The organism is Stenotrophomonas sp. YIM B06876 (assembly GCF_030711595.1).
GTDB lineage: Bacteria > Pseudomonadota > Gammaproteobacteria > Xanthomonadales > Xanthomonadaceae > Stenotrophomonas.
Genome location: NZ_JAUJUJ010000006.1, coordinates 78,778 through 97,467, shown reverse-complemented (window position 1 = coordinate 97,467; position 18,690 = coordinate 78,778). Strand labels below are relative to the sequence as shown.

Below are 18,690 nucleotides of genomic sequence, written 5' to 3'. Positions count from 1 at the left end.
GCCAAGGCGTCAAGTTCTACCCGCATCGCACGCAGTGGCGCGTGAAAGCACCGCGCCGCCACGACCGATCCGCCAGCGCGGTGAACGCCGCGAGGGCGTCATTGCAGGAGGTTTACCGCGTGGCCACCGACGGTGGCTGCAGCACCTGGCGCAGCATCGACTTGAGCCCGCGCCCCTGGGAGCGGAAATACGCGCGCTCGGCGCGCCAGTCCGGGAAGCGTGTTTCCACTTCGGCCCAGAACGCCGGGGAATGGTTGGCTTGCAGCAGATGGCACAGCTCATGCACCAGCACATATTCGAATGCCGACGGCCGCCCCAGCACCAGCGCCAGATCCAGCGCCATCGAACCGTCCGGGGCCAGCGAGCCCCATTGCGAGGACATCACCTTCAGCCGCAGCCGGCTGGGCGCGCGCGGCAGTCCGGGCAGATAGCGCGGCAACCAGCGACCGACGTCGGCGCGCATCTGCGCTTCGTAGAACTCGCGCAGGGCGCGCCGCAACGCCGGCTCGCCCGCCTGGGGCGGCAACTGCACGCAGGCGCCGTCGGTATCGACCACGACCTGGGCGAAACGGCCCGGCTGCCAGCGCAGCGGCAACAACGCCCCACGCAGCGGCAGCAGGCCGGGCTGGTTGAGCCGCACCGGTGCCGGCAGCTCGTCGCGACAGTAATGCGCCAGCTGTTGGACCAGCCATTGCCGGTTGGCCTGCAGGAAGCGTTCGCCTGCCACCAGGCTGGCGCGCGGCGGCAGGGTCAGGCGCACGCCGCGCTCATCGACGCTGAGCTTGAGCCGGCGCGCACGCGGATCGCGCACGCGCAGCACGTCGATCTCGGATTCCTCCAGTCGCAGCCGCACCGTGTCACGCTGGATTGCGGGAGCGGCGGGAACCACAAGACGGCGGAACAGGCTGGACATGCTCACAGCATAGCCCTTCGCCACGCAGGCTCCTGTGCAGGCGCGGCGATGCTCAGCTGTCGGCCTTGCTGAGCTTGAATGCCGTTTCCAGCAACAGGAACAGACGACGGATCTCGCCACTCTGCAGCACGAAGCGGGCGTCCAGTTCGGCGCGGCGGCCATCGTCGTCGGAATGCTCCAGCTGGTCGAGCGCGCCATCGAGGAACTTCAGCTTGCGCACGATCAGATCCTCGCCCAGCACGAACGACATGTTGTCTTCGAACACCAGCGCCAGCTTGGTCACCTGCTTGCCGGCATCCAGGTGCTTGTCGATCTCGTCGCACCGCAGTTCCTGGTGCTGGCACTTGACCACCGCGCCGCCCTCGGCCGGATCCTTCATCTCGCATTCTTCGCCCAGGCTCAGCCCGGTCGGCAGCGGCTCGCCGGCAATCCAGCTGGTGAGGATCGAGCGCGGCGCGACTTCGGCATTGAGCGGCATCGCCGGGAAGCTGCCGAGCAGGCCGCGGATATCGCTCATCACGTTCTCGGCGGTCTTCTGGCTGGAGCCGTTCACCGTCACATAGCCGTGCGCCAGGTCGAAGAAGGCATCGATGCGCGAGGTTTTCACGAACGCGCGCGGCAGCAGCTCATGCAGCAGGTCGTCCTTCAGGCGCTTGCGCTCGCGGCCGCCCGGACGCCGGCCTTCCTTTTCCTCGATCTCTTCCAGCCGGCGCTCGAGCAGATCGTTGACCACCGCGCCCGGCAGGATCTTCTCCTCGCCACCGACGGTCAGCCACAACGCCTCCTCGATCCGGTGCGAGAACACTTCCTTCTCCTCGCGGCCGAACGGCGAGGTGAAGCCGCGCGAGCTCATTTCCAGCGCGCCCACCGGCTTGAGCAGCGCGTTCGGCAACAGCGTGTCGATTTCGGAAAAATCCACCGTGGTGGGGAAACGGAAAAACGTCAGATTTTTGAAGAACATGGATTACCAACAAGAGGTTCGAAAGAAGGGACGCCACTGCGCCCCGAGGTTAGGCGATCGGCGTCTCAGCCGCTGCGCCGGCATCCGCATCGGCCGGCCACGGCGCTACGGCCGGCCGCGACGCAGCCGGGTCCCGGCCCAGCCCGATGAAGTCGAACAGCGCCGGATCGGCCAGTTGCGAAGGCTCGACGCTGCCCAGCGCGCGGGCAATCTGCTCGACCCGGCCGGGGTACTGGTGTTCCCACTGCGCCAGCATCCGCGCCACCTGCTGGCGCTGCAGGTTCTGCTGGCTGCCGCACAGCGTGCACGGAATGATCGGAAACCGGCGCGCCCGCGCGTAGTCGACGATATCGGCCTCGCGCACGTAGGCCAGCGGGCGGATCACCACATGCGCGCCATCGTCACTGCGCAGCTTCGGCGGCATGGCCGAGAGCTTGGCGTGGTGGAACAGGTTCATGAAGAACGTGGCCACCATGTCGTCGCGATGGTGGCCCAGCGCAATCTTGCTGAAGCCGTGCTCGCGCGCATGCCGGTACAGCGCGCCGCGCCGCAGCCGCGAGCACAGCGAACACAGGGTCTTGCCCTGCGGTATCACCCGGCGGACCACCGAATAGGTGTCCTGTTCGATGATCTGGAACGGCACGCCCAGCGCCTGCAGGTAATCCGGCAGCACGTGTTCGGGGAAACCGGGCTGTTTCTGGTCCAGATTGACCGCAACCAGTTCGAACGGCACCGGCGCCTTCTTCCGCAGCTGCAGCAGCAGGTCCAGCAGGGTGTAGCTGTCCTTGCCGCCGGACAGGCACACCATCACCCTGTCGCCGGCCTCGATCATGCCGAAGTCGGCGATCGCCTGGCCCACCTGGTGGCGCAGGCGCTTGCCGAGGCGCGCATGCGCACTGGGATCCATGTGCGGATCACGGGCGCGCATGACGGGATCGGGCAGGGGAATAACGGCGCTCATCCACGCCATTCTACCGGCTCGTACTCCGCCGCACGGCCCCCGCCACCCGGCCAGCCCATAGCTGTGTATGCTCCAGGTCCGTGGAAACCATGCCGCCCGAACAGCTGCGCCAGCGCCTTGCCGAACTGCAGGCCGAACATCGCGCGCTCGACGAACAGATCCGGCGCATCCCGGCCAACCCCGACGACGAACTGGAAGCCAAGCGCCTGAAGCGGCGCAAGCTGCAGTTGAAGGACTGCATCGGCCGGCTGCAGGACCTGCTGACCCCCGACGAGCCGGCGTGAGAGGCGCAGCGCGCGCCCGCTGACCTCGGCCGGCAGCAGCGGGCGCGGATCGACCTGCCGCGCAGGCGCCATCGCCACGCTCATCCCGCTGTTGACGATGGCCGAGCCCTGCCGCAAAGCACCGGCGGCAATCACGGCACCCCGCGCGGTCGAACGCGGCGTGACGCTGCAGGTGGGCAACCGGGCGCCGCGCCGATGAACGCCTCGCCACGCGCCGGATCCCGGCGCGGCCACGCAATCAGCGGACCCGATCGCGCCCGGCGGCAAGCGCCGCGGTGATGTCCCGCGATCAGTCCTGCGGCGCTGGCTCTTCCGGCTTGGCCGCTTCCGGGCTGACCCGCTCGATGGTGTGGCGCAGCTCGCGGCCGAGGATGTAGCGGGCGTCCTTGGCCCACGCATCGAGCCGGTCATCGAACAGCAGCTTGCTGTTCTCGTCCGGCCATACCAGGCGCAGCTCGCGCAGCTTCTGGATGAAGCCCCGGAACAGGGTGCGGTCGAAGAATTCCGGCGCGGCCGGTGCGTACAGCAGGCTCAGCCGTTGCGCCGCCTGCTGGCACAGGCTTTCCAGCTCGCCGGCGCCGAGCACGCCCGGGCCGTTCTTCACCAGCACCGAGATGGCGATGTAATAGCGCTCGAACGCCTGCTGCAGCGAGTGCCCGATGGCCCGCAGGCGGAACACCTCGTCGGTCTGTCCGGTGTTGCGCGTGAGCATGCCGCCGTCGTCCTCGTTGACCTGCTGCAACAGCCCCTCGCGCATGAACACGTCGATGGTCTGGTCGATGCGGGCGGCGAACTGGTCCTCGCTCCACGGCAGGAACAGCTCGGCCTGCAGGAACGGGTACAACCCGCGACCCAGCCGCAGCAGCCCGCCGCGGCTCATGCGGCGGTTGTTCTGGAAACAGCAGGCCACCCACGAGGAGGCGGTGAACAGGTGCACCACGTTGTTGCGGAAGTAGCTCAGCAGCACCGCGTTGTCGCCACTGACACTGAGCACATCGCCCAGCGGATGCTTGATGCGGGTGAGAACGTTGATTTCCTCGGCGTGGGCGATGATCCGTTCCGGCGAATGCGGCGTCACCGTGACCCGCTCCGAATACGGCAGTTCCACCAGCAGGGTCGTGCACAGCTGGATCTGCGCGATCAGGTCGGCCTCGCCCATGGCGTGCTTGGGGGTGGACAGCAGGGCCAGCGCCAGCAGGTTGATCGGATTGACGTCGGCGGCGCCGTTGATGCGGACTTGGATCTGCTCGGCCAGCGTATCCACCGTGCCCGACAGCCAGGACGGCTTTTCGTCCTCGCCGACCGGGCTGCCATCCCATTCCGGGGCCTGCTCGGCCAGCACGTCATTGAGCGCGATCGGCTCACCGAAGTTCACCACCACCTGGCCGTAGTTCTGCTTGAGCACCTTGGGGATGCCCCACAGCAGCGACCAGATCGACTCCTTTTCCTTCGGCCGCCCGGACAGCTCGTCCAGGTAGCTGCCGCCTTCCATCAGCTTTTCGTAGCCGATGTAGATCGGCTGGAACAGCACCGGTTTGCGTGGCTGGCGCAGGAACGCGCGCAGCGTCATCGAGATCATGCCGCCCTTGGGCTGCAGCAACCGGCCGGTGCGCGAGCGCCCGCCTTCGACGAAGTATTCGATCGAATAACCACCGCCCACCAGCTGCGCCACGTACTCGCTCAGCACCGCCGAATACAGCGCGTTGCCGCGGATCGAGCGGCGGATGAAAAACGCGCCACCCTTGCGCAGCAGGGTGCCGACCACCGGCAGGTTGAGGTTGATGCCGGCCACGATGTGCGGCGGCACGATGCCGCGGTCGTACAGCAGGTAGCTCAGCAGCAGGTAGTCCATGTGGCTGCGGTGGCTGGGCACATAGACCACTTCGTGGCCGGGCGCGGCGGCCTTGAACTTGTCCAGGTGATGCACCAGCACGCCGGCGTAGATGCGGTTCCAGACATGGCTGAGCATGAAGCTGGCCGAACGCACCACCGGCGCGGAGTAGTCGGCGGCGATCTCCCAGGCGTAGCCATGGGCCTTCCGCCAGGCGTCGGCCGGTTTGGAATTGTCGCGCTTGGCCTGGATCGCAATGGCTTCGCGCACCGAATCGGCTTCCAGCACCTTGTCCACCAGCAGCCGGCGGGTGGACAGGTCCGGGCCGATCACCGACTCACGGATGCGGCGGAAGTGCGCGCGCAGCACGCGCTGCAGCTTGCGCACCGTGCGTTCCGGCTCCAGCCCTTCATCGACGGTCTGACGCAGCGAAATGGGCGCGGCGAAACGCACGATGGTGCTGCGGCCGTTGAGCAGCACCGCCAGCAACCGGCGGAAACGGCCTACCAGCGCCCAGTTTTCCGAGAACAGCACCGCGAACCAGCCACTCTGCTTGTCCGGGGCACGGCCGACAAAAATCGACACCGGCACCAGATGCACATCCAGCCCGCCGTTGGCCCGATGCGCCTGCAGCACCTTGGCCAGCGAATCGGAATGGGTCTTGGCGCCGCGCTGCTCGGGAATCAGCAGGTTGTTGCCGGAGCGGCGTGACAGCGCCAGATAGGCGCGGCGGCGGCCGGTCGGATCGCCGGTCAACGGCACCAGCGGCGACGGCAACCCGGCTTGACGGCAGGCCTTGTCCAGGATCAGCGCATTGGACAGCCCGTAGTCCTCCAGCACGTACAGCAGCGGCCGGCCATCGTTGTAAGGGTCGGGCAGTTCCGGCTCGATCTTCAGCGTCAGCCACGGCTCGACCAGCCGGCCCAGCAGGCGCGCCCACAACGGGCGGCGGCCGCCCCGGGCAGGCACCGGCTGGGCACCGGGCAGATGCGGCGCGACCGCAGCGGCGGGCATCGCCTCGGTGGACGGGGGTGCGGGCATATCGCCCGGGGGGGCAGGGGAATTGTGTTTCGACATCGGCAACATTATGGCTTAGCCGATGAAATGGCGGGCTTTTCCGCCGCATCCGGCGCGCCGGCGGGGTCTGCGGTGGGCGGCGCAGCCCCCCGTGCCGCTTCCGCGGCCGCCGCCGCGGCCAGCACCGTATCCACCTCGGTCAGGATCTGCGCCAGATACCAGCGACCCTCCCGGCGGACCAGGGGCACCTGGATGTCCAGTTCCTTGCCGGCCAGCGGATATTGCACCCGCACCGTGGCCTGATCGCCGCGCTCGACCACCAGCCCGGCGCGCAGCTGCGTCAGGCTGTCATCCAGCGACAATCCGTAGCTGGCCAGCACCTGCTTGAAGCCATGCAGCACCGGTCCCAGCCGTTGCAGGCTGCCGCTCATACCGGCCTGCTGGAACGCGGCATCGCTGTCCAATCCGGCCGCACGGGCCACCGCGGTCAAGTTGCCGATCGCCTTTTGCGCCAGCTTCGGATCGGACAGCGGCGCGGCCATCGCCCACTCGCTCAGCGCGCTGACCAGCTGCACATAATGGGCACGCTGCTCGGCGCTGTAGTCGCCCTGGCTGCCCAGGTACTGCGCGCCGAACAGGCCCAGCGAATGCGCCGCCTGCCGCACTCCGGCCGCCTGGCCGGCGATCTGGGTCTTGAAGGCGCGCTGCAGCCGGGTTTCCGCATCGGCCGCCGACAGGGTGGCGAGGATGCCGGGAAGTTTCTGGTGCAACGGCAGCTCGCTCAGCGGCCAGCGGCTGTCGCCGGCGCTCCAGGCCGCTTCCAGCCGGGTGTACTGCGCCGGCGGTACTGCTGCACGGGCGTAGCCGACCAGATCGTCGTCCTTCAGGTAGTGCGCCAGCTGGCGCACCGCCGAGGCCGGCCCGGTCTCGGCACCCGGCAATTCCGCGCTTTCGCGGCGGCAGCCGGCAGCCAGCGCCACGGCACATAAGGACAGCAACAACCAGCAGCGATGCGTGCTCGATGAACGGCGTGACATGACGTCGAACTCCTCCCCGGGGCGGCCCGCATCTTGCGGCCTGCACCCTGACAGCGGCAAGCACCGCCGTCACGCCCCGCCCCTGGGCGGCCCCGATAAAAAAAAGAGGCCGCCCCGTTGCCGATGGCAAACCTCCTCAAGCCGGCACGACGCCGGTAGAACATGGTGTGGCACACCTGCCGGCAAGGCCGGACAACGCGAATCCTACCGGTCACCAAAAGTTAATTCAACACTTCAATTTATCAATCTCAAGTCATTGATTTTAATTGTTATCGCATTGGATATTTCACTCTGGATCGCCTCCGCGGCCGCGCGCGGATCGGGCGCCAGCCGGATCGGCCGGCCGACCACGATGGCATCGGCGCCATCGGCAAACGCCTGCGCCACCCCCACCGTGCGCTGCTGGTCATCGCCCACCGGGCCACCGGCGCGGATGCCGGGGCAGACGATCGAGAACCCGGCGCCGGTGGCGGCGCGGATCGGCGCCGCTTCCTGGCCCGAGGCGATCACCCCGTCGATTCCGGCGGCCTGCGCGGCCAGCGCGCGCTCGACCACCACGTCCACCGGCGCGCGGTCCAGCCCCATCCGGGCCAGATCGGCGCGGCCCATCGAGGTCAGCACGGTGACGGCCAGCAGCCGCATGTCCGAGCTGTTGGCCGTCGCCGCGGCCTCCATCATCGCCGGGTGCCAGCCATGGATCGTGGCGTAGCTGACCGGCCACTGCGACAGCCGCCGGATCACCCCGGCGACCGTGGCGGGAATATCGAAGAACTTGAGGTCGACGAACACGCGCTTGTCGCGCCGCGCCAGTTCCTCGAGCACGTCGAAATACTCGCCCGAGGCCAGCAGCTCCATGCCGATCTTGTAGAACGACACCGCATCGCCGAGCCGCTCCACCCACTCGATCGCCTGCGCGCGGCCGGGCACGTCCAGCGCGAAGATCAGCCGTTCGCGGGGACCCAGCGACAGGGGCGCGCGACTCACGGCGTGGTCTCCAGCTCCAGCGCATCCCGCTTGGCCTGGCGGCGGATGTCTTCAGGCAGCGACCACCTGTTGTTGAACGCCGCCGCCTCCCAGCCGCCGTAGGTCGGCCCCGGGATCACCCACCAGCGCTGGCCGATCCAGGCATCGTGCTGTTCCATCAGCGTGCGGCGGGTGGCGTAGCGGTTGTCGGTGATCTGCACGAAATCGGTGATCTGGTCGCCGAACTGCATCAGCACGCGGTACTTCTGCGCCACCAGCTGGCGCCGGCAGCCCTTCTCGCTGCCATGCTGCTCGCAGCCGGGCACGTTCACACCGAGCCCCAGGTACACGCTGTCGTCGGCCACCGGGAAGCCGGCCTGGCGCAGGTTGGCCAGGGTGTCCTGCTTCATCGCCTCGGTGCGGTTGGTGAGGTAGATCATGGTCACGCCCTTGGCCGCGGCCGCCCGCGCGAACTCCACGGCGCCGGGGACGGCTTTGGCCTTGCGCTCGGCCACCCATTCGGCCCAGCTGGCATCGTTGTAGCTGCCGCCCTCGATCACCACCCGCGCCTGGTAGGGCGAGTTGTCGAGCACGGTCTCATCGACATCGACCACGACCGCCGGCTTCAGCCCACGGGTGTCGCGCGCGCCGCCTTCTTCGGGCAGCAAGGCATTCCAGTGCGGATCGGCCACCGCCTGGTCCAGCAGCCGGGCCGCCGCGCGCCAGGTCTGCAGCGACAGCGCGCGGTATTCGTCCGAGCGCTGCACCCACAGCACCGCGTTGAGGTTGTCGTTGGCCGGCGCGGCCACCCCGGCCACCGGCTCGGCGGCGGCGGCCGGGGCGCGGGTCAACGATCCGGCCGGGGCGCAGGCGGTCAACGCCAGCAGCGAGCAGGCCAGCAGGGAAAAGGTCGGGATACGGGACATGGGCAACCACCGGTTACAGATTCGCGCCAGTTTACCGGCTCGCGCCGGGGCGATCTTGCCGCGGCTGCCGGTCGGCTATCCTTGCGCCCCCTGCGCGACCGGAATCCGACCATGACCGAAGCCCCCCAGAGCCCCGCCCTTCCCGTCCTCACTGCCGCGCAGGCGCGCACTCTGGGTTGCCTGATCGAAAAAGAGGCGACCACCCCGGACACCTATCCGCTCACGGTCAATGCCGCGCAGGTGGCCGCCAACCAGAAGACCGCGCGTGAGCCGGTGATGGCGCTGTCCACCGGTGATGTGCACCACGCCCTGCGTCAGCTGGAAACACTGGGCCTGGCGCGGCAGCAGTACTCTTCGCGCGCCGAACGCTACGAGCACCGCACCGGCGCGATGCTCGACCTTACCCGCCAGCAGACCGCACTGCTCGGCCTGCTGTTGCTGCGCGGCCCGCAGACCGTGGCCGAACTGTTCACGCGCAGCGAACGGCTGGTCAAATTCGCCGATGGTGAAGACGTGCGCCACCACCTTGAGCGCCTGGTCCAGCGCGAACTGGCGGTGCTGCTGCCGCGCGCCAGCGGCCAGCGCGAAGACCGCTACATGCATCTGCTATGCGGCCCGGTGGATGGAGAGGCCCTGGCCGCGCAGTACCGCGCGCCGGTAAGCGCAGGCAACAGCGCATTGGAAGAGCGCGTGCAACAGCTGGAAACCAGCGTCGCCGCGTTGCAGGAACAACTGGCCCGGCTGCAGCAGCAGCTGGACGGCGGGTCACCGGCCCCTTCATCCGCAGGCGCACTGTAGGAGCGCGGTGAGTCGCGACCTGCGTCCGCAATACGCTCGTGGCTGAGGTCGCGCCTACAGGGCGGCTGCGGGCACATTGACGAACAGCAGCAGCTGTTCGTCCTTGCCGGGCAGGCGGGTCGTGCCGGCGGCCTGGAAGGCGAGCGTTTCCAGCAGCGCGACCGAGCGCTGATTTCCCGGTGCCACGATCGCGCACAGCGCGTGCAGGCCCAGGCTGTGCCGGGCGTGAGCCACCACCGCCCGCGCGGCCTCCCGCGCATAGCCCTGGCCGGCATGACGTTGCAGCAGGGCATAGCCGAGGTCCGCGCTGGGCAGCCCAGCGCGGCGCACCAGTCCGGCGTTGCCCAGCCAGGCACCGTCGTGGCGGCGTTCGATCGCGTACATGCCGAAGCCGTGTTGCGCGTAGCTGGCCAATGCGCCGTTGCGGATGTAGTCGCAGGCCTGCTCCACGGTGCGTACGCCGCGGTCGCCAATGTGGCGGTGGAAGGCGGGTTCGTTGAGCAGCTCCAGCATCGCCGCCGCATCGGACGCGTCGGCGCGCAGATGGCGCAGGCGCAGGCGCGCGGTTTCAATCACGACCGTCATGACCACCTCCTCGACATCGGAATGCCGCCGAGGGTGAAGCCAGCGCCGCCGGCTGACAAGCGCCCCCGCCGCGTGCGCCAATCCGCCCTCAGTCGAACAGCGCCTCGATCGCCGCCAGCCCGGCCTGCGCGCGTTCCTTCTTGTGCGCGGCATCGGCCACCGGGTCGGCGCCGTCGCGCTGGATCTCCTGGGCCGGAATCTCGGCGAAAAAGCGGCTGGGCTTGAGGCGGATGTGTTCGCCGAACTTGCGGGTGAGCTTGCTGTAGCTCATCCACAGCTGCACCTTGGCGCGGGTGATGCCCACGTACAGCAGCCGGCGTTCCTCCTGCACCATGCCTTCGTCCAGGCTCACCTGGTGCGGCAACACGCCGTCCTCGCAGCCGACGATGAACACATAGGGAAATTCCAGTCCCTTGGAGGCGTGCAGGGTCATCATCCGCACCTGGTTGCCACCGTCATCCTTGTCGTTGCGCGACAGCAGCGCCAGCTGCCCGGCCATGTCGGCGGCCGTGGCCCCGCGCGGTCCCTTTTCAAACCACTGCGCCAGCTCTTCCAGGTTGCCGGCGCGACGCTGATAGCCGGCCTCGTCCTTGCTCTGGTTGCGCAGCTCCGAAAGCAGCCCCGAGTCCTTGGCCAGCCGGCGCACCAGGTCGCCGGAAGAAATGCCGGACATCTGCATGCGCAGATCACGCACGATGTCGGTGAAGCGGCTCAGGCCGTTGGCCGCGCGCGGTGGCAGCTGCGACAACGCGCCCAGGCTCTCGGCCGCCTGCGCCATCGGCATGCCCTTGCTGGAGGCCAGTTCGGCCAGCTTGGCCAGGGTGCCGGCGCCGACTTCGCGCTTGGGCGACTGCACCGCGCGCATGAACGCGGTGTCGTCATCCGGGTTCACCAGCAGCCGCAGCCAGGCCAGCGTGTCCTTCACTTCCTGCCGCTCCAGGAACACCGTGCCGCCGGACAGGTGATACGGCACGCCGACCAGCTGCATCGCCTTCTCCAGCGGCCGCGACTGGAAATTGCCGCGGAACAGGATGCAGAAATCGCTCCACGGCACCCGCCGGCTGGTGGCGATGAACTGGATCTCCGCGGCCACCTTCTCCGCCTCGTGCTCGCTGTTGCGGCACTCCCACACGCGGATGCGCTCGCCATCGGCCTGATCGGACCACAGCGTCTTCAGGTGCTCGTGCGGGTTGTTGGCGATCAGCGCATTGGCCGCGCGCAGCACCCGGTTGGAGCAGCGGTAGTTCTGCTCCAGCTTGATGATTTCCAGCGCCGGGTAATCGCGCCCCATCTGCTGCAGGTTTTCCGGATTGGCACCGCGCCAGGCGTAGATCGACTGGTCGTCATCACCCACGCAGGTGAAGTTGCCACGCGGCCCGGCCAGCTGCTTGAGCAGCCGGTACTGGGCATCGTTGGTGTCCTGGCACTCGTCGACCAGCAGATAGCCGATGCGTTCGCGCCAGGCCAGGGCGAGGTCCGGATGTTCCTCCAGCACCTGCACCGGCAGCCGGATCAGGTCATCGAAGTCGACCGCGTTGAACGCGGTCAGGCGCGCCTGGTACAGCGCGTAGACCATGGCCGCGTTCTTCTCGCGGCTGCTGCGCGCGGCCATCGCCGCCTGCTCGGGCGACAAGCCACCGTTCTTGGCCCGCGAGATCAGGTTCTTCACGTCCTCGATATCGTCCGGCTTGGCCGTCGTGCCGCCCAGCAGATCCTTGATCTGCGCGTGCGCGTCGTCGGCATCGAAAATCGAAAAGCCGCGCTTGAGCCCCGCCGCGGCGTGCTCGATCTGCAGGAATTTCAGCCCCAGTGCGTGGAACGTGCAGATGGTCACCTCGTCGGCGTCACTGCCGTGCAGGCGCTTGGCCACGCGCTCGCGCATTTCCTTGGCCGACTTGTTGGTGAAGGTGATCGCGGCAATGCGCCTGGCCGGGTAACGCCCGGTGGCGATCAGGTGCGCGATTTTCTCCACGATCACCCGCGTCTTGCCGCTGCCGGCACCGGCCAGCACCAGCAAGGGACCTTCGCAGTGCAATACCGCGGCGCGTTGGGGAGGATTGAGGAAATCCAGCATGATCGGCATCGGGAGCGGGCGCATAGTCTATGCGGCCACGTCGCCAGATGCCGGCCGCCGATGTTCAGATGTGCGGCAAGCGCGATGCCCGCACGGCACGTTCGCCACGCCGCGCGCCCGGGTTACGATCAGGCCCCTTTCCGACCGGCACGACGCGATGCGCCCTGGCTGCAGATCCCTGTTGTTGCTGTGGCTGCTGGCAGGCGCCGGCGCGGCGCTGGCGGCCGCACCCCGCCCTGCCGCCGGTCCCGACGCCGAACTGGTGGAGGCCGGCTTCCTCAGCGGCCATCCCGACCTGCGCCACCGCCTGCGGGGCATGGAGCTGTACCAGCGCGGCGATTATGCCGGGGCGATGCGCAGCTTCCAGATGGCCGCGCGCTTTGCCGACAAGGCCGCGCAGGCAATGCTCGCGGAAATGCTGTGGACCGGCACCGGCACCGCCGTCGACCGGCCGCTGGCCTATGTCTGGATCGATCTGGCGGCCGAACGTGGCTACCTGCCGCTGGTCGCCATTCGCGAGCGCTACTGGGAGGCGCTGGGCGAGGACGAACGCGCGCGTGCCCGCCGCGAGGGTCCCGCGCTGCAGGCGATCTACCACGATGGCGTGGCCAGGCCCCGGCTGGCGGCCGTGCTGCGCCGCAGCCGCGGGCAGATGACCGGCTCGCGCACCGGCTATACCGGCAATCCACTGCGGATCATCTCGCCCGGCGGCTTCGGCGAAACCACCCTCGACGGCAACCAGTTCTTCGACGACCGCTATTGGGACCCGGCGCAGTACCAGGCCTGGCAGGACGAGGTCTGGACCCGCCCGCTGCAGGGCCGGGTGGAAGTGGGCGAGGCCGCGCCGCAGCCGGCAACCGCGCCGGTCAAACCCGATCCACCCACGCCGCGGTGAGGCGGCGGGCCGCAGAGCCCGCGTCAGCGCAAGCCCCCGCCGCAGACGAACCCGGCCGGCGCCGCTAAAATCGCGGCATGGCCAAGCTCTATTTCTACTACTCGGCGATGAACGCCGGAAAGACCACCACCTTGCTGCAGTCGGCGCACAACTACCGCGAACGCGGCATGCGGGTGACGATCCTGACCCCGCGGCTGGACCATCGCGCCGGGGCCGGCGTGGTCGCCTCACGCATCGGGCTGCAGGCCGAGGCCGTGGCCTTCGACCGTGAGAACGACCTGGAAACGCTGATCCAGCGTGATATCGCCGCACACGGGAAGATCGGTTGCGTGCTGGTGGACGAGGCGCAATTCCTCAGCCGCGCGCAGGTCTGGCAGCTGAGCGAGGTGGTCGACCAGTTGCACATTCCGGTGCTGTGCTACGGCCTGCGCACCGATTTCCGCGGCGAGCTGTTCGAAGGCAGCCAGTACCTGCTGGCCTGGGCCGACGAGATGCAGGAAATCAAGACCATCTGCCACAGCGGCAAGAAGGCGACGATGACCGTGCGCGTGGACGAACACGGCCGTGCGGTGCAGGACGGGCCGCAGGTGGAGATCGGCGGCAACGAGCGCTACGTGTCGGTATCGCGCGCCGAGTTCAAGAAGATCACCCGCGGCGAAGGCCGCATCGACCCGATGCAGGCGCCGCTGCCGCTGTAACCACGCATTGGCGTATCTACCCCGCCGTCTGCGGCGCAAGCCGCGGGCCCCGGCTCATCCTCTCCCCGGGCGGTCGGCGCGCGCCCAACGGCGCCGGCACCGCAGGCGCCTGCCCTGTGGCGGCAACCGGGCACCTGATCAGTACAGCGTCCGCTGCGGCGCCCCGGCCGGAGGTGGCGTCCACTGGTACAGCCAGGTTTCGGTGAGGGTCTTGCCGCCGCTGTGCAGGAACAGGCGGATGTCGATCTGCGCGGTCGAATCATCCGGCGGCACCACATCGAACATCGCGCGGTAGCCATGGATCTGGCGCAGCGGTCGCGCCGAGACGGTCTCGCTGCGGCCACGGCTCACCTGCACCACCGCCTCGACCTGGGCCTTGTCGATCAGCGCGGCCAGCTCGCCGCCTTCGAAGTCGACCGCGAAACGCCAGGAAAAGTACTCGCGCTTCTTGCCGATCACGCCGCCCAGCCCGGTATGCGTGGCCACGCAGCGGGCCAACGGGGTCTGTGCCGGCGGCTGCGCGCCCCAGTACAGGCGGTAGCCGAACAGCAGCTCCTGGCCCGGCTGCGGTTTGGCCTGCGGGTTCCAGAACGCGACGATGTTGTCGAAGGTCTCGTCCACCGTCGGGATTTCCACCAGTTGCACCGACCCGGCGCCCCATTGGCCCTTGGGTTCGACCCACAGGCTGGGGCGTTTTTCGTAGAACACGCCGTCGTCCTGGTAGTGGTCGAAGTTGCGGTCGCGCTGCAGCAGGCCGAAACCGCGCGGGTTGTCGTCCACGAACATGTTGAAGCGCAGCTGCGGCGGATTGCCCAGCGGCCGCCAGATCCACTCGCCGGCCCCGGTCCACAGCGACAGGCCATCGCTGTCGTGGATTTCCGGACGCCAGTCCCAGGCCATGCGGCGGTCGTTCTCGCCGGTCTGGTACATGCTGGTGCACGGGGCGATGCCCAGCCGCTCGATCGCCGTGCGCGGATACAGCGCGCAGTCCACGTCCATCAGCAGCACATCGCCGTTGGTGATCGCGAACCGGTAGGCCCCGGCGACACTGGGCGAGTCCAGCAGCGCATACACCACCACCGTGCGCGAATCGGCCGCCGGCTGCTCCAGGTAATAGGCAATGAAATCCGGAAATTCCTCCGGCCGCCCCATGCCGGTGTCGATTGCCAGGCCCCGCGCGGACAGGCCGTACTGGCCTTCCTTGCCGACGGCGCGGAAATAGCTGGCGCCGAGGAACGCGGCAAAGTCGCGGTCGGTATCGGTGCGGGTAGTGAGGCGGAAGCCGGCAAAACCGAGGTTGACCGGCAGCGCCGCGCCTTTCACTCCACTGTTGCCGTAGTCGAACGCGGCTGGATCGTAGGCCAACTCCTGGGCCTTGCCATCAACCACGTCGTACATGCGCACCGGCGAATGGAAATACAGGCCCAAGTGGAAGAATTTGGCCTGGTAGCGGCCGGGCTGGTCGGCCCACAGCGCATGGTCCTGGCGATAGCGGATCGACTGGTACTGGTCCCAGTCCAGCGCTTCGACCGCCGGCGGCAAGGTGCGTTTGTGGCTGTGGTAGGGCGCCTGCGACAGCGCACGCGCCTGTCCCTTCAGCGCCGCATAGTCGAACGGCTGCGGCTGGCCCAGGCGGCGCAGGCCGATCTGGGGAGTGCCGGCCGCGCAGGCGGGCAGGGCGGGCAGTCCAAGGGCCACCAGCGCAACGGTGGCGGTGCGCAGGAAGTCGCGTCGTTGCATGCAGGAAACCCGGCGATCAGGAGCGCGCATGATAGGCGGACCCAGGTTAACGCTGCGCGGCCACCGGCCTGTCGCGGCGCGACGGGGATGCACAACGCCGGCCACCCACGCCGCGGGCGGACCCCGATCAGCGGGCCGCCAGGCGCCGGCTGTCCTCGCAACCGGCCTGCAGGGCGCCGATTTCGCGACTGAGCGAGCCACCCTCGGGCATCGCGGCCGTCACCTCGCGCTGCACACCGCGCAGTTCCTGCAGCGCCGCAGCGGCGCCTTGCCGGCATCGCAGCTCGGCGGCATAGCTGCGGGCCAGCCAGCGCAGCTTGCGGTTGCCGAGTTCTCCGGCATCGCCGCTGGCCAGCGTTTCCAGCTGCTGCAGGGCCTCTTCACGATGGCCCATGCGCCCCATGTGGCGCGCCTGCGCCAGCCGCATCGCGCGCATGCGCGGATGGTCCGGGGCGTAATGATGCTGTGCCCGCGCGATGGCACGGTCCAGCAATCCGGCCGCATCCTGCGCCTGTCCCTGCGCGGCCAGCACCTCGGCAATCTGGAGATCGATATCGACCACTGCGCCATCGTCGGGGCCGAGCTGCGCCACCCGCAACCGGCGTGCTTCGCGCAACGCCGTCAAGGCCTCGGCCGGGCGACCGGCCAGCAGCAGCAGCCGCCCATAGTTGCCCAAGCCGTAGGGCAGCAGGCGCAGGCTGTCCGGTTGCCGCCATACCTGCACACTTTTGCCGGCGTCGGCCACCGCCTCGTCGAGCCTGCCCTGCTCCAGCGCCAGCTTGCCAAGTGCATCCCAGCTCAGCCCGGTTTCGCGGTGCTGCGGCCCCAGCGTCTGCACGGTCAATGCATGCGCCTGGCGCAGCTCGCGTTCGGCCTGGATCAACTGTCCCTGGTCAATCAGTACCGCCGCCAGCAACCGGCGGATCGCCAGCGTTTCCGGATGGCGCGGCCCGTGCACCTGTTCGGCGTCGGCGCGGGCCGCGCGCAGCTGCTGTTCGGCGCTGACCGTATCGCCCAGCTCGCGGTAGGCCGTGGCCAGGCTGCGCTGCAGGTTGATCATCACCGGGTGGCGTTCGCCGCCCTGCTGGCGCAACAGCACCAGCGCCTGGCGGTAGCCGGCCACGGCCGCCGCGCTGTGCCCGGCATCGCCCTCCAGCCCGGCCAGATCGGTCATGTTCTCAATCGCGCCGATGGCATCGCCCAGCACATCGCGGCGCAGCGCCAGCGACCGCTGCAGCCAGCGGCGCGCCTGCAGGGTGCTGCCGCCCATGCGCTCACAACGCCCCAGCTGCGAATAGAAGTTGGCCGCATGCCGCGGCAAGGCCGCCTGCTGTTCGATCGCCATGGCGGTCAACGGCGCCATCAGCTTGATGCACTGGCTGGACTGGCCGAGCATGCGCAGCGCGCGCCCGTGCTGGGTCACCGCCTCCAGCCGCAGGCCTTTGGGGACCTGCGACTGGGTGACCAGCAGGCGCTGCTGTTTCTCCAGCAATCCCAACGCCTGCCGGTAATCGCCCAGGCCGATGCGCAAGCGCGCGATCACCCCGGCCAGTTCGGCCTGCGCCAGCGGCTGTTGCCCCAGCTCGTCCTGGCCGCGGCGCTCACCGGCCTCGAGCAGCCGGTGGATGTCGAAGTCGCCGCGCGGGATGTTTCCGGCCACGTCGAACAGGCCGACGACGAAGTTCTGCAAGGTCTGCGCGCGGGCCATCTCGACCCGGGCCTGGCGCGCCTGCCACAGCGCGGTGGCCGACGTCGCCAGCAATGCCAGCACGGCGATGCTGGCCATCGCGGCCGCCCACCGGTAGCGGCGCAGGTATTTGTGCAGCCGATACAGCGGCCGCGCCGGCCGGGCCTGTACCGGGTGATCCTGCAGGTGCCGCTGCAGGTCCAGCCCGAGCGCCTCGGCGGAGGCGTAACGCCGGGCCGGCACCTTCTGCAACGCCTTGGTCAGGATGCTGTCCAGATCGCCGCGCAGCCGCCAGGCCAGACGCCGGGCATGGGGCAGGGTGTCCTGGGTGGCGGTGCGCACCACCGCCAGCGACGGCAGCGGCGGCTCCACCCCAAGGATCGCGGTCTCCCATTCGGCATCGCTGTGCCGCCGCAGGCGGTAGGGCTTCTGGTCGGTCAGCACCTCGTACAGCACCACGCCCAGCGAATACACGTCGGTCAGGGTGGTGATGGCTTCGCCGCGCACCTGCTCGGGGGCGGCGTAGTGCAGGGTGAACGCACGCGCCTCGGGCAATGCCTGCGGATTTGCCGGGCCCTCGGTATCGAGCAGCTTGGCGATGCCGAAATCCAGCAGGCACACCTCCCCTTCGGCGGTGACCAGGATGTTGGAGGGCTTCAGGTCGCGATGTACCACCAGGTTGGCATGCGCGTGACTGACCGCCGCGCAGACCTGCATGATCAACCGCAGCCGCGCCTCGACCGGCAGACGCAGGCGCTGGCAGTAGTCGGTGATCGGCTCGCCCTCGACATAGGCCAGCGCCAAGTACGGCTGGCCCCCTTCGCCCACGCCGGCATCCAGCAGCCGTGCAAGATGCGGATGCTCGAGCCGGGCCAGGATCTGGCGCTCCTGGCTGAAGCGCTGGTATAGCCCCGGGTCGGCGTAACCGGCGCGCAGCAGCTTCAGTGCCACCCGACGCTGGTAGAGGCCGTCTGCACGCTCGGCCAGCCACACCTCGCCCATGCCGCCTTCGCCCAGCCGGCGCAGCAGGCGATAGGCGCCGAACAGGGCTCCGGCGCGGGCGCTTTCATCGGGCGGGGTCCAGCACGGCTCGGCCAGGAAGCTGGTCGCCTCGTGTTCGGTGGCCAGCAGCTCGTGCAGTGCCAGCGCCAGTGCAGGGTCATCCCGGCCCAGGTGATCCAGCCGTTGTTGCCGGTGCGACGGTTCCATCTCCAGCAACTGGTCCAGCAGCTGCGACAGTACTTTCCAGCGTGTGGCATCCATCGGCAGCCTCCCTCCGCTGCACTGTGCGGCGCGCCGCCGCCTTCCGCCCCAGGATGA

At 68.8% G+C, this 18,690-nt stretch carries 15 protein-coding genes; 4 read left to right on the top strand and 11 right to left on the bottom strand.

Annotation, left to right across the window (positions count from 1 at the left end; all coding sequences use genetic code 11):
* Nucleotides 1-112: 112 nt before the first annotated feature.
* Genes QZH66_RS04810 through ttcA form a run of 3 tightly spaced genes read right to left on the bottom strand, consistent with a single transcriptional unit; the run spans nt 113 to nt 2,835 of the window.
* The gene (locus tag QZH66_RS04810) at nt 113-913 is read right to left on the bottom strand and encodes a SprT family zinc-dependent metalloprotease (RefSeq protein WP_305804822.1); all 801 of its coding nucleotides are present in this window, start codon (nt 911-913) and stop codon (nt 113-115) included.
* Nucleotides 914-965: 52 nt separating this feature from the next.
* Nucleotides 966-1,874 carry a recombination-associated protein RdgC gene (gene rdgC, locus QZH66_RS04805; protein ID WP_305804821.1) on the bottom strand — a complete coding sequence of 303 codons (909 nt, stop codon included), beginning with the start codon at nt 1,872-1,874 and terminating at the stop codon, nt 966-968.
* A 49-nt stretch (nt 1,875-1,923) separates the two neighbouring features.
* Entirely contained in the window at nt 1,924-2,835 is a 912-nt protein-coding gene (gene ttcA, locus QZH66_RS04800) for a tRNA 2-thiocytidine(32) synthetase TtcA (RefSeq protein WP_305804820.1), read from the bottom strand.
* An 80-nt stretch (nt 2,836-2,915) separates the two neighbouring features.
* Between ttcA and QZH66_RS04795 the strand changes: the two genes are divergently transcribed.
* Nucleotides 2,916-3,119 (top strand): YdcH family protein, encoded by a 204-nt coding sequence (locus QZH66_RS04795; protein WP_305804819.1) that lies wholly within the window; start codon nt 2,916-2,918, stop codon nt 3,117-3,119.
* A gap of 289 nt (nt 3,120-3,408) precedes the next feature.
* Here the strand turns inward: QZH66_RS04795 and plsB are convergent, their stop codons facing one another.
* The 4 genes from plsB to QZH66_RS04775 all read right to left on the bottom strand — a co-directional run bounded on the left by plsB (nt 3,409) and on the right by QZH66_RS04775 (nt 8,893).
* Nucleotides 3,409-5,991, bottom strand: a complete 2,583-nt coding sequence (gene plsB / locus QZH66_RS04790) for a glycerol-3-phosphate 1-O-acyltransferase PlsB (protein WP_305804818.1) — start codon at nt 5,989-5,991, stop codon at nt 3,409-3,411.
* A gap of 44 nt (nt 5,992-6,035) precedes the next feature.
* Complete coding sequence (locus QZH66_RS04785) at nt 6,036-7,004, bottom strand: hypothetical protein (protein WP_305804817.1); 969 nt, start codon at nt 7,002-7,004, stop codon at nt 6,036-6,038.
* Between the two features lie 234 nt (nt 7,005-7,238).
* The gene (gene pyrF / locus QZH66_RS04780) at nt 7,239-7,988 is read right to left on the bottom strand and encodes an orotidine-5'-phosphate decarboxylase (RefSeq protein WP_305804816.1); all 750 of its coding nucleotides are present in this window, start codon (nt 7,986-7,988) and stop codon (nt 7,239-7,241) included.
* Nucleotides 7,985-8,893 (bottom strand): HAD family acid phosphatase, encoded by a 909-nt coding sequence (locus tag QZH66_RS04775; protein WP_305804815.1) that lies wholly within the window; start codon nt 8,891-8,893, stop codon nt 7,985-7,987. The genes pyrF and QZH66_RS04775 overlap by 4 nt, the downstream gene beginning before the upstream one ends.
* A 111-nt stretch (nt 8,894-9,004) precedes the next feature.
* Between QZH66_RS04775 and QZH66_RS04770 the strand changes: the two genes are divergently transcribed.
* Entirely contained in the window at nt 9,005-9,691 is a 687-nt protein-coding gene (locus QZH66_RS04770) for a DUF480 domain-containing protein (RefSeq protein WP_305804814.1), read from the top strand.
* A gap of 54 nt (nt 9,692-9,745) precedes the next feature.
* Here QZH66_RS04770 and QZH66_RS04765 read toward each other — a convergent pair whose 3' ends face one another.
* Together QZH66_RS04765 and QZH66_RS04760 are read right to left on the bottom strand one after the other, a co-directional pair.
* The gene (locus tag QZH66_RS04765) at nt 9,746-10,276 is read right to left on the bottom strand and encodes a GNAT family N-acetyltransferase (RefSeq protein WP_305804813.1); all 531 of its coding nucleotides are present in this window, start codon (nt 10,274-10,276) and stop codon (nt 9,746-9,748) included.
* An 88-nt stretch (nt 10,277-10,364) separates the two neighbouring features.
* Nucleotides 10,365-12,347 carry a UvrD-helicase domain-containing protein gene (locus QZH66_RS04760; RefSeq protein WP_305804836.1) on the bottom strand — a complete coding sequence of 661 codons (1,983 nt, stop codon included), beginning with the start codon at nt 12,345-12,347 and terminating at the stop codon, nt 10,365-10,367.
* A gap of 184 nt (nt 12,348-12,531) precedes the next feature.
* Between QZH66_RS04760 and QZH66_RS04755 the strand changes: the two genes are divergently transcribed.
* Together QZH66_RS04755 and QZH66_RS04750 are read left to right on the top strand one after the other, a co-directional pair.
* Entirely contained in the window at nt 12,532-13,245 is a 714-nt protein-coding gene (locus QZH66_RS04755; protein ID WP_305804812.1) for a sel1 repeat family protein, read from the top strand.
* Between the two features lie 77 nt (nt 13,246-13,322).
* A complete protein-coding gene (locus QZH66_RS04750) occupies nt 13,323-13,943 on the top strand; it encodes a thymidine kinase (RefSeq protein ID WP_305804811.1) in 621 nt (206 codons plus the stop codon).
* Between the two features lie 138 nt (nt 13,944-14,081).
* Here the strand turns inward: QZH66_RS04750 and QZH66_RS04745 are convergent, their stop codons facing one another.
* Nucleotides 14,082-15,683, bottom strand: a complete 1,602-nt coding sequence (locus QZH66_RS04745; protein WP_305804810.1) for a glucan biosynthesis protein D — start codon at nt 15,681-15,683, stop codon at nt 14,082-14,084.
* A 127-nt stretch (nt 15,684-15,810) separates the two neighbouring features.
* Entirely contained in the window at nt 15,811-18,633 is a 2,823-nt protein-coding gene (locus QZH66_RS04740) for a serine/threonine-protein kinase (protein WP_305804809.1), read from the bottom strand.
* Nucleotides 18,634-18,690 lie beyond the last annotated feature (57 nt).